This is a genomic window from Sphingomonas sp., from assembly GCF_048595155.1.
Classification (GTDB): domain Bacteria; phylum Pseudomonadota; class Alphaproteobacteria; order Sphingomonadales; family Sphingomonadaceae; genus Sphingomonas_I.
The window spans coordinates 41,158-51,193 of the sequence record NZ_JBMDXN010000027.1 but is presented as its reverse complement, the minus strand read 5'-3'; the positions used below and the strand labels follow the sequence as shown (position 1 = coordinate 51,193).

Here is a 10,036-nt window from a genome sequence, read left to right as displayed (position 1 = left end):
CTATTTCATCAAGGATGGCGAGGATCTCTACGCCGATTGGGCCGAGTTTGCCGGCTGGCAGGAAGCGGAAGCTGCCAACAACGTCGGGTTGGATCTGCTCGATCATCTTACTCACAATGTGAAGCGCGGTCAGATGCGGGTATGGTCAGAATTCTACCGGACCCTGTTCGGCTTCGAGGAACAGAAATATTTCGATATCAAGGGCAAGGCGACCGGCCTGTTCAGCCAGGCGATGATTGCGCCCGACAAGGCGATCCGGATCCCGCTGAATGAAAGCCAGGACGAGCATAGCCAGATTGAGGAGTTCATCCGCGACTATCAGGGTGAGGGCATCCAGCATTTGGCGCTCACCACCGATAACATCTACGATACGGTCGAGCGGCTGCGCGCACGCGGCGTGCGCCTGCAGGACACGATCGAGACCTATTACGAGCTGGTCGACAACCGCGTACCAAATCACGGCGAGGATCTGGAGCGGTTACGAAGGAACCGCATCCTAATCGACGGCAATATCGGCGAGGAAGGCCTGCTCCTGCAGATTTTCACCGAGAATATGTTCGGGCCGATCTTCTTCGAGATCATCCAGCGCAAGGGTAATGAAGGCTTCGGCAACGGCAATTTCCAGGCGCTGTATGAATCGATCGAACTCGACCAGATCCGTCGCGGCGTGATCACGGTGGATGAGTGATCCCGTCCGCGTGCATCCAGCCAAGCGGACGAGCCCGGTCGAAGCCTCTCCTCAGCACCAGCGAAACCCTCTAGGTGGGCGAAGATGACCGATTACCTCACCGGCTTCGGCAATCACTTCGCCAGCGAGGCGGTCTCCGGGGCGTTGCCGGTCGGGCGCAATTCTCCGCAATGCGTGCCGTTCGGTCTCTATGCGGAGCAACTTTCGGGAACCGCCTTCACCGCGCCGCGTGCCGAGAATAAGCGGTCTTGGCTCTATCGCCTGCGCCCGACTGCGAGCCATCCGCCGTACACGCCCTATGCCGGCGCGCCCTTGCTCCGTTCTGCGCCCTTCGACGAGGTGCCGCCGACGCCCAATCGCCTGCGATGGGATCCGCACCCGCTGGCTGACGCCGCGATCGACTTCGTCGACGGGCTCACCTCCTACGGCGGCAACGGAGACGTGGCGACCGGCGCGGGGATTGGTATCCACCTCTACGTCGCGAACGCGTCGATGGAGCGGCGCGCGTTCCAGAATGCCGACGGTGAATTGCTGATCGTGCCGCAGCAGGGTGCGCTCACCATCGTGACCGAGCTAGGTCGGATCGGGGTGACGCCGCTGCAGATCGCACTCATCCCGCGCGGGCTGCGCTTTCGGATCGAAGTGGCCGGTCCATCGCGCGGTTATGTTTGCGAAAATTACGGCGCACCGCTCCGGCTGCCCGATCTTGGCCCGATCGGCGCAAACGGCCTCGCCAATGCGCGCGATTTCGAGACACCGACCGCCTGGTTCGAGGATCGCGATGCACCGCATGAGATCGTCCAGAAATTTCAGGGGCGCCTTTGGACGACTACGCTCGATCATAGCCCGTTCGACGTGGTCGCGTGGCACGGCAATCTTGCGCCGTCACGCTACGACCTGACCCGCTTCAACACGATCAACACGGTCAGCTTCGACCATCCCGATCCATCCATCTTTACTGTGCTGACCAGCCCGAGCGAGAGTCACGGCACGGCCAATTGCGATTTCGTGATCTTCCCGCCTCGCTGGATGGTGGCCGAAGGGACGTTCCGGCCGCCCTGGTTCCACCGTAATGTAATGAGCGAATTCATGGGACTGATCGAAGGGGCTTATGACGCGAAGGAAGGCGGCTTCGCGCCTGGCGGTGCGTCCCTACACAACCAGATGGCCGGCCACGGCCCGGACCAGGCGAGCTATCAAAGGGCGATCGCCGCCGACCTCAAACCTCACAAGATCGAAGGGACGATGGCCTTCATGTTCGAAAGCCGCTGGGTGATCCGCCCGACGCGTTGGGCAATCGAAACCCCGCTCTGCCAACTCGACTATGACGATTGCTGGTCCGGCTTCGACAAGGCCAAACTGCCGTGAGCCTGATCGACGAAACCCACGATCCCAGCCGCACATCCTGGGTGGAGTCCGCCAATGGTCATGGGGAGTTCCCGATCCAGAATTTGCCACTCGGCATCTTCTCCCCACCGGGCCATCATGTCCGCCCCGGTGTCGCGATCGGCGATTATATCCTTGAACTCAGCGGGGTAGGGGCGCTGTTGCCGGACGCGGTCGGGCATTTGCTGACAGGTCCAACGCTCAATCCCGTGCTGGCACTGCCTGCCGCTGACCGCCGCGGGCTTCGCCGACGCCTGTCGGACCTGCTGTCGAACCCGACGCATCGTGAGACGCTCCGGCCGCTGTTGCATCGCGCGGCGGACTGCGTCGTACATCTGCCCGCGGCGATCGGCGATTATACCGATTTCTACGTCGGCATTCACCACGCAACCAACGTCGGCAAGCAGTTCCGCCCCGACAATCCCTTGCTTCCAAACTATAAATATGTGCCGATCGGCTATCACGGCCGCGCCTCTTCGGTTCGGCCGAGCGGCGTGCCGGTCGTGCGCCCCAATGGGCAGCGCAAGGCACCGGACGAGGAAAGGCCGAGCTTCGGCCCGTCGCGCCGCTTGGATTACGAGCTCGAACTCGGCATCTGGGTGGGGCAGGGCAACGCGCTTGGGCGGCCGATCCCGATCGGGGAAGCCCAGGGTCATATCGCCGGCTATTGCCTGCTCAACGATTGGTCGGCACGCGACGTCCAGGCCTGGGAGTATCAGCCGCTTGGGCCTTTCCTCGCCAAGAATTTCCACACCACTGTTTCGCCCTGGATCGTGACCGCCGAGGCATTGGCTCCATTCCGGCTGGCACAGCCGCCGCGACCGGAGGGCGATCCGCAGCCTTTGCCCTATCTGTTCGATGAGGAAGACCAGCGGCAGGGTGCATTCGCTCTCGAGCTCGAGGTCTTGCTGTCGACCGCGCAAATGCGCGCGGACGGCGTTGCGCCGTTCACGCTCAGCCAGGGCCCAGCCACGAACATGTACTGGACGATGGCGCAGATCGTTACCCATCATGCTTCCAACGGCTGCAATCTTCAGCCCGGCGACCTGATCGGCACCGGCACGATTTCCACCGCGGAAGCAGGCGGCTTCGGCAGCCTGCTGGAGATCAGCCAGGGCGGGAAAGTGCCTGTGTCGCTGCCAAACGGCGAAACGCGTGCCTTCCTTGAGGACGGCGATGAGGTGACACTTCGCGCGACGGCGCGAGCCGCAGGCCATGTTCCGATCGGCTTCGGCGCGTGCACTGCCTTCATTATCCCGGCGCCATGAGTGACTTGGTCCTCCACGGCTATTGGCGCTCCAGTGCCAGCTATCGCGTCCGGATCGCACTGAACCTGAAGAAGCTGAGCTATCGGCAGATCACGCATGATTTGCGCACGGGGGAACAGACCGATCCCACGTATCGCGCGATCGCACCAGCGGGCCTCGTACCTGCGCTGGAATGGGGCGATCACGCCTTCGTGCAAAGTCTGGCCATTCTCGAATGGCTCGAAGAATACTGGCCGGATCCAGCCTTGCTTCCGCGTGCCTATGAGCCGCGGGCAATTGTTCGCGGGATGGCCTCGATCCTCGTGGCCGATATTCATCCGCTGAACAATCTTCGCGTTATGAACTACTTGAAGTCCAACCTTGAGCTTTCGACGGAAGCTGCGCATGCGTGGATGTCGCATTGGATGAGCGAAGGATTGGCCGCGCTCGAAGCGATGATCGCGCGTTATGGCGGGGATTACGCCTTTGGTGACCAACTCACGATGGCGGACTGCTGCCTGGTCCCGCAGGTCTACAATGCTGAGCGGTTCGGCGTGGACATATCCCGCTTCCGGCATCTTGGTGCGGCAACGGCGCGCGCCCGCGCCCATCCGGCCGTCGCGGCGGCGCATCCCGATCTTCAGCCAGACGCCGATCCCGCATGAACGCGGAGAACCGGATTGCCGCCACACCGCCTGGTGTGCGCCTTGCCCGCTTCGACGACCTCACCGAAGGAGCTGCCCGCAACTTCGTCCTCCAGATGAAAGCAGGGCGTTTCCATGGCTTTGTGGTGCGACGCGCAGACAGGATCTACGGGTATGTCGATCGCTGCCCCCATGCCGGCCTTCCGCTCGCCCAGCAGCTCGATCGCTATCTCACGCCGGACGGCAGCCTGATCCTATGCTCGTGGCACGGCGCCCTGTTCGCACCCGAGGATGGCCGCTGCGTGGGCGGCCCCTGTCATGGCGCGGCATTGTCCTCTTGGCCGGTAACGCTGGTGGATGGCTGGATCGTGACCGCCTAACGGCGCTCCACGCCTTGCACGACCGGCGGCAGCGCGGAAACGCTTAATCCCTTGAGCTTTGCCGGATTGTCCTCGACAAGCGCGCATCTGACGCCATGTCAGCCCAGTTCCGGCTTGCGCCTCGACATGGTACCTCTCTCTCACGGATGACATGATCGCCTCCACCCGACACTCGACGCCGGATCCGATCGCCACCGGCCTGCATGCACTCGCCTGGGCGGCCAGCGAACAGACGCGCGCCGATCGGATGCTGGCATTGACCGGCCTCACCGGCCAGGATCTGCGCGAGCGCGCAACGGAGCCTGCGGTCTTGGCAGCAGTTCTCGGCTTTCTGGAAGCTTATGAGCCAGATCTGATCGCCTGTGCGGAAGCGCTCGAGATGCGGCCTCAAGCGCTGGTCGACGCGCGCGAGGCGCTTGAACGATGAGCCGCCCTTTGCTCATCACGGATTGTGACGAAGTGCTGCTGCACATGGTCCGCCATTTCGGCGCATGGCTCGACGAGGCACATGGCATCGATTTCCGGCCGGAGCGCGGCGAATTCGATTCCGCCTTGACCCATCGCGCCTCCAACCGGCTGATGCCCGCCGAAGAAGTCTGGCCCCTGCTGGACGATTTTTTCCGGACAGAAATGGACCGGCAGACGCTCACCCCAGGCGCGGCGGACGCGCTGGAACGGATCGCGGCGGTGGCCGACATCGTGATCCTCACCAATCTTCAGGATTGGTGTCATGCCGGACGCGTGGCGCAGCTCGACGCTCTCGGCATTCGTCACCGCGTCATGTGCAACCAGGGCGGGAAGGGGCCGCCGGTCGCCCGATTGGCTGCCGAACACGGCGCCAGCGTCGCCGTATTCGTCGACGATCTGGAAACGCACCATGCTTCCGTGGCCCAACATGCGCCAAGCGTGTTTCGCCTCCACATGGTGGCCGAACCGTCCATTGCGCCGACGATCCCGCCCGCGCGGCATGCGCATGCACGGATAGACGATTGGGACACGGCGGTGGACTGGGTGTTGGCGCGGTTTGCCGGTGAACCAGCGGACGTGATGGCCGATCAGGCTTAAGGCGCGCCCGTATCCGATCCCGCTATGACGGCGCTCGTATAGGGCGAATGCCATCGCCAGCCGACGCTTTCATACAATGCTCGTCCCATTGCGGTGGCAGACAGGATCGCGAAGTCGACGTCGCACTCCAACGCCTTTCGCGTTAACGTCGCCATAAGCGCGCGACCTAGCCCACGGCGCTGATGCGGGTCCTGGGTGCGGATCTGATCGAAGATCGCGACGCCTTCCACAATCACGAGACGGCCACGTGCGGCCAGTTCATCCCCCGCCTGGATGGTCGCGGTAAGCACCTCGCCCTCCTGCGCCATCGACAAATGGTAAGTGTCCGGCAGCTCCAGCGGTATGGCGGTCAAGTCTGCAATCATCATGCAGGTCGGTGTGGATCGGATCTGCCAGCGCGGGGGCAGGAGCGGGCGCACCTCCGCTTCCGGAGCGCATACCTTCAGATAGAGCCATGGCTCATGGCGGTTGCCGATGGCCCGGATGGCCTTCTCGTCGAGCGTTGAGAACACGTAGCGCCCAAGCTGATCCGGCCAGCCCACCGCCACGTAATGGCCGCTGGCATAGGGTATGGGCGGAGCGACGCCGCGGGTGATCGCCCAGGCTTTGATCCATATCGATATCAGAGCAGGGTCAGCGGCCATGCCAGGCCGCTATCGCGCTCCGGAACGTGTCGCAAGCGCTTGACGCTCGCGCGGCATCGTCCGAAGGCGCGCACATGAGCATCGACACCCGCCTCGCCGAACTCGGCATCGTTCTTCCCGAAGCCGCCGCACCGGTCGCCGCTTATGTCCCGGCGGTCGAGGCTAACGGCCTGCTTCATATTTCCGGGCAATTGCCGTTCCTTGACGGGCAATTGATGACTGGCCGCTGCGGCGAAGATGCGGATCAGGATTATGCGCGCCAAGCGGCCGAACGCTGCGCCGTGATGTTGCTCGCGCAGATCCGGAAAGCCTTGGGTTCGCTGGATCGCGTGGAGCGGATCGTCAAGCTGGGCGTGTTCGTATCATCGGCAGCGAATTTCACGGCACAGCCGCAAGTCGCCAATGGTGCGTCCGAGCTGATGCAGCAGGTATTCGGCGACGCCGGCAAGCATGCCCGGAGCGCGGTCGGCGTTCCCGTTTTGCCGTTGAATGCGGTCGTCGAGGTCGACGCGGTGGTCCAGGTTCGGAGTTAAGCCCGTGGCCGACGTCGTCGCGCGGATGGCCGACGGCATTGCCGCCTTTTCGGCGGAGCAATGGGATGCATGCGCCGGCAATGACAATCCTTTCGTCAGCCACGCCTTTCTAAGCGCGCTGGAGGATTCGGGCAGCGCGGTTGCTCATACCGGATGGCAAGCGGTGCCCATCGCGATCGACGACGCGGATGGCGTGCCCGCGGCGATCCTACCGGCCTACGCCAAGAGCCACAGCCAAGGCGAATATGTGTTCGATCAGGGATGGGCCGATGCGTGGGAGCGCGCCGGGCGATCTTATTATCCCAAGCTGCAGATTGCCGTGCCTTTCTCGCCGGTCCCCGGGCCGCGCCTCCTGCTGCGCGATACCACGGTGGCACCGGCGTTGATCGCCGCCGCCGAGGCGGTGGTACATCAGAACGATCTCTCCTCCGCGCACGCAACCTTCATCGATCCCGCCCAGGTTCCGCTGTTCGAGGCCGCCGGATGGCTGATCCGCGCCGACCGCCAGTTCCACTGGTACAATCAGAATTATGTGGATTTCGATGGCTTCTTGGGGGCGTTGTCCTCCCGCAAGCGCAAGGCCATCCGCAAGGAACGTGCCGCCGCGCGGGAGGGGCTGCAGTTTCTGCACCTGACGGGCGATGCGATCCGGGAAGAGCATTGGGATGCCTTCTGGCGTTTCTATCAGGATACCGGATCGCGAAAATGGGGGCGCCCCTACCTCAAGCGCAGCTTTTTCAGCCTGCTCGGCCAGCGTTTGGGCGAACGGGTCATTCTGATGCTGGCGCTACGCGACGGCGCGCCCATTGCTGGCGCGCTCAATCTTCTCGGCAGCGACACCCTCTATGGCCGCTATTGGGGATCGACGGAGGATGTGCCCTTCCTCCATTTCGAACTCTGTTATTATCAGGCGATCGACGTCGCGATCGCACGGGGCCTGAACCGTGTGGAAGCGGGGGCGCAGGGCGAGCATAAATTGGCGCGCGGCTATCTACCGACGCCGACCTTCTCCGCCCACTATATTCCCGATCCTAACTTCCGCCGCGCGGTTGCCGACTATCTGGAACAGGAACGGCTGATGGTTGCGGAGAATATCGAACTGCTGGAAGAAGAAGCGCCCTACAAGAAAGACGGCGGTTAGACCGCCCAGGGGCGCACATGCACTGACCTCAGTTCGCCATGGCTCCGTCGCCGGAGGTCTTGAACAACGGCGTTGCGGACGCGGCGCCAGGAAAATCGGCTTCTGCGCTGCGCTCCGCCTTGAGGCGGGCGGCATCAACCGCCGCGGGGGCTTCGCCGCTTTCGGCTTTCCGGATCACGTCGGTGCAGGTCGCGCGGTCGCCGTCGCTGATCGGCCCAGGCTTGCCAAAGGATCGGTCGTCGATCGTCATCGCGCCATCCTTCATTGTTGCGGTGAGCGCAATCGATGGACGAACGGCCTCCCGATCATAATAAAGGCGCAGGCGAAGCCCGGATCCCGCCGGCACGGCCGGCAGGCGATATTGCAGGATTGTCGACGGGCCATCGGAGGGAAATTGCCGCGCGCGGGTGGCCAGCGCGAACGTCTTCGTACCGATAGAGCGCGTCTCCACATAAAATGATTCAAAGCCGTTAGCGTCGGGCGCGAAGAGCGGCCGCATATCCTTTGGCAGCTGATCGCCGTCAGACGTACCGAACAGGATGCCGGCCTGGCCGCCAAAGGTTCGCCCGCTAAATTCAAACAGGATCTTCCCGCGATCCTCTTCGCGGGTGCTGGCCTGCCAGAGGACGACGATCGGCGAGGAGACCGGCTTGATTTCACGCAGGACGATGGCGTCGCCTTGCGCGGTCCAATATCCTCCGGTGAGCAGGTCCAGCGAGCCCGCCATTACATTGTAGCAAAAGCGGCCATCAGGCAGGATCATCAACTGCTCGATACTGTCGACCGTGCCATGGCGATATAGGCCGAACCCGTCGAAGGCTGTGGCGGAGGCGCCGCCGCCGTCCGCAAACGTCGCGACACCCGCCAAGGCGAATATCGCCCGATGGAGCAGGCCTCCAAATCGCACAGCGTACATCCTCCCCCTCGACGGTAACCGAGCCGACGACCGGCTTGCCTATAGAAAGGCGCTCCCGTCGAAAAGGAGAGACGGGACGGCCATCCGCTGCCATGCAGGAGCAAAGGGCCATGGGGTCCGGTCGGGAGGACCGTCTAATGAGGTACAATCCGTACATGCCGTCACTGGCCGCAGTAGCAGCCATGGTTGCAGCCATCCCGGCCATCGCCGCTCAGCCCGACAAGCAAATTCTCAAGGCCGCGACCGATGCCCGTTCAGCCCAGATCGCTCTTCTCAAGGATATCGTGAACATCGATTCCGGCAGCGGGGATGCGCAAGGGTCCGCCCGCGTTATGGCGCGGCTGGTCCCGGAGCTGAAGGCGATCGGCGCGACGATCGAAACAATACCCGCTGAAGCGCCCGGCTTGGGCGATAATGTCGTCGCACGGCTGACCGGAAAGGGCAGGGGCCGCATCCTCATCATCGGTCATATCGATACCGTGTTTCCCGCTGGTACGGTCGCGGAACGACCGTTCCGGATGGACGAGAAGCGGGCGTACGGGCCTGGTGTCTCCGACGAGAAAGGCGGCGTTGTTCAGGCGCTTACCGCGCTCAAGCTGCTACATGACCTTAAAGAGACCAATTATGCCAGCATCACGTTTCTGATCGAGACGAGCGAGGAAACCGGGTCGCCCGGAACGCGCAAGCTGATCGACAGATTGGTTCATGAGGCGGATGTCGAGCTTAACGTCGAGCCGGGCGACGCGCCCGATGCGATCACGGTCTGGCGCAAGGGATCGGCCACGATCAAGCTGACGGTGCATGGCCGCGCCGCCCATGCCGGCGTGGCGCCGCAGGACGGGCGTAACGCGGCGGCTGAACTGATCCATCAGATCGGGACACTGGATCGCTTCCCCAAGTCGGGCGATGGGTTGACCGCGAACCTCACCACCTTGCGGGCGGGCAATCGGGTCAATGTCATTCCCGATCTCGCCACCGCCGACATCAATGTCCGCGTCCGGACGGCGGATCAATTTGCCGGCATTCTGGCCGCGTTTGAGGCATCGGCACGCCAGACGATGATCCCCGATACCAAGGTGGACGTCTCGACCACGCCCTCTTTCCCACCGCTGCCCAACAATCCCGCCACCGACCGGCTCGCCGCTCAGGCCAAGGCCATCTACGCGGATCTGGGGCTGACCCTGGGCATGGCCGGCAATGGCGGGGCGTCCGAAAGCGCGCTTGCGGCCGCAGCCGGCACGCCCGCGCTCGATGGGCTCGGGCCGGTCGGCGGCGGCTTTCACAGCGTGGACGAATATCTGGACCTGCCGAGCCTCACGCCGCGCCTTTATCTGTTTACCAAGCTGCTGATCCAGCTCGGCGCCGCGCCTCCCACAAAGTGAAGCGTGCGTC

The 10,036-nt window shown here is 63.4% G+C and carries 12 protein-coding genes; 10 read left to right on the top strand and 2 right to left on the bottom strand.

What is annotated here, in order from left to right; translation table 11 throughout:
- From hppD to ACOJSI_RS04800, 7 genes are all read left to right on the top strand, one after another.
- Nucleotides 1-688, top strand: a 688-nt coding sequence (gene hppD / locus ACOJSI_RS04830; RefSeq protein ID WP_420137125.1) for a 4-hydroxyphenylpyruvate dioxygenase, incomplete at its 5' end; no start/stop codon positions are given.
- Between the two features lie 84 nt (nt 689-772).
- On the top strand, nt 773-2,056 hold the full coding sequence (hmgA, locus tag ACOJSI_RS04825) for a homogentisate 1,2-dioxygenase (protein WP_420137124.1): 1,284 nt from the start codon (nt 773-775) through the stop codon (nt 2,054-2,056).
- On the top strand, nt 2,053-3,342 hold the full coding sequence (gene fahA / locus ACOJSI_RS04820) for a fumarylacetoacetase (protein ID WP_420137123.1): 1,290 nt from the start codon (nt 2,053-2,055) through the stop codon (nt 3,340-3,342). The genes hmgA and fahA overlap by 4 nt, the downstream gene beginning before the upstream one ends.
- Nucleotides 3,339-3,986, top strand: coding sequence for a maleylacetoacetate isomerase (gene maiA, locus ACOJSI_RS04815; RefSeq protein ID WP_420137122.1), 648 nt, complete (start codon nt 3,339-3,341; stop codon nt 3,984-3,986). The genes fahA and maiA overlap by 4 nt, the downstream gene beginning before the upstream one ends.
- Complete coding sequence (locus tag ACOJSI_RS04810) at nt 3,983-4,345, top strand: Rieske (2Fe-2S) protein (RefSeq protein WP_420137121.1); 363 nt, start codon at nt 3,983-3,985, stop codon at nt 4,343-4,345. The genes maiA and ACOJSI_RS04810 overlap by 4 nt, the downstream gene beginning before the upstream one ends.
- A 151-nt stretch (nt 4,346-4,496) precedes the next feature.
- Nucleotides 4,497-4,772, top strand: coding sequence for a DUF3572 family protein (locus ACOJSI_RS04805; RefSeq protein ID WP_420137120.1), 276 nt, complete (start codon nt 4,497-4,499; stop codon nt 4,770-4,772).
- Nucleotides 4,769-5,410: an HAD family hydrolase gene (locus tag ACOJSI_RS04800; RefSeq protein ID WP_420137119.1), complete on the top strand. Its 642-nt coding sequence runs from the start codon at nt 4,769-4,771 to the stop codon at nt 5,408-5,410. The genes ACOJSI_RS04805 and ACOJSI_RS04800 overlap by 4 nt, the downstream gene beginning before the upstream one ends.
- On the opposite strand, the gene ACOJSI_RS04795 is transcribed toward ACOJSI_RS04800, so the two are convergent.
- The gene (locus ACOJSI_RS04795; RefSeq protein ID WP_420137118.1) at nt 5,407-6,054 is read right to left on the bottom strand and encodes a GNAT family N-acetyltransferase; all 648 of its coding nucleotides are present in this window, start codon (nt 6,052-6,054) and stop codon (nt 5,407-5,409) included. The two genes, ACOJSI_RS04800 and ACOJSI_RS04795, sit on opposite strands and share 4 nt — an antisense overlap.
- Nucleotides 6,055-6,128: 74 nt before the next feature.
- On the opposite strand from ACOJSI_RS04795, the gene ACOJSI_RS04790 reads away from it, so the two are divergent.
- Both ACOJSI_RS04790 and ACOJSI_RS04785 read left to right on the top strand, forming a co-directional pair.
- Complete coding sequence (locus tag ACOJSI_RS04790) at nt 6,129-6,587, top strand: RidA family protein (protein WP_420137117.1); 459 nt, start codon at nt 6,129-6,131, stop codon at nt 6,585-6,587.
- 25 nt (nt 6,588-6,612) lie between these two features.
- Nucleotides 6,613-7,728 carry a GNAT family N-acetyltransferase gene (locus ACOJSI_RS04785; RefSeq protein ID WP_420137127.1) on the top strand — a complete coding sequence of 372 codons (1,116 nt, stop codon included), beginning with the start codon at nt 6,613-6,615 and terminating at the stop codon, nt 7,726-7,728.
- A gap of 28 nt (nt 7,729-7,756) precedes the next feature.
- Here ACOJSI_RS04785 and ACOJSI_RS04780 read toward each other — a convergent pair whose 3' ends face one another.
- Nucleotides 7,757-8,644 carry a hypothetical protein gene (locus ACOJSI_RS04780; protein WP_420137116.1) on the bottom strand — a complete coding sequence of 296 codons (888 nt, stop codon included), beginning with the start codon at nt 8,642-8,644 and terminating at the stop codon, nt 7,757-7,759.
- 137 nt (nt 8,645-8,781) lie between these two features.
- Between ACOJSI_RS04780 and ACOJSI_RS04775 the strand changes: the two genes are divergently transcribed.
- A complete protein-coding gene (locus tag ACOJSI_RS04775) occupies nt 8,782-10,026 on the top strand; it encodes a glutamate carboxypeptidase (RefSeq protein WP_420137115.1) in 1,245 nt (414 codons plus the stop codon).
- Nucleotides 10,027-10,036: the final 10 nt, after the last annotated feature.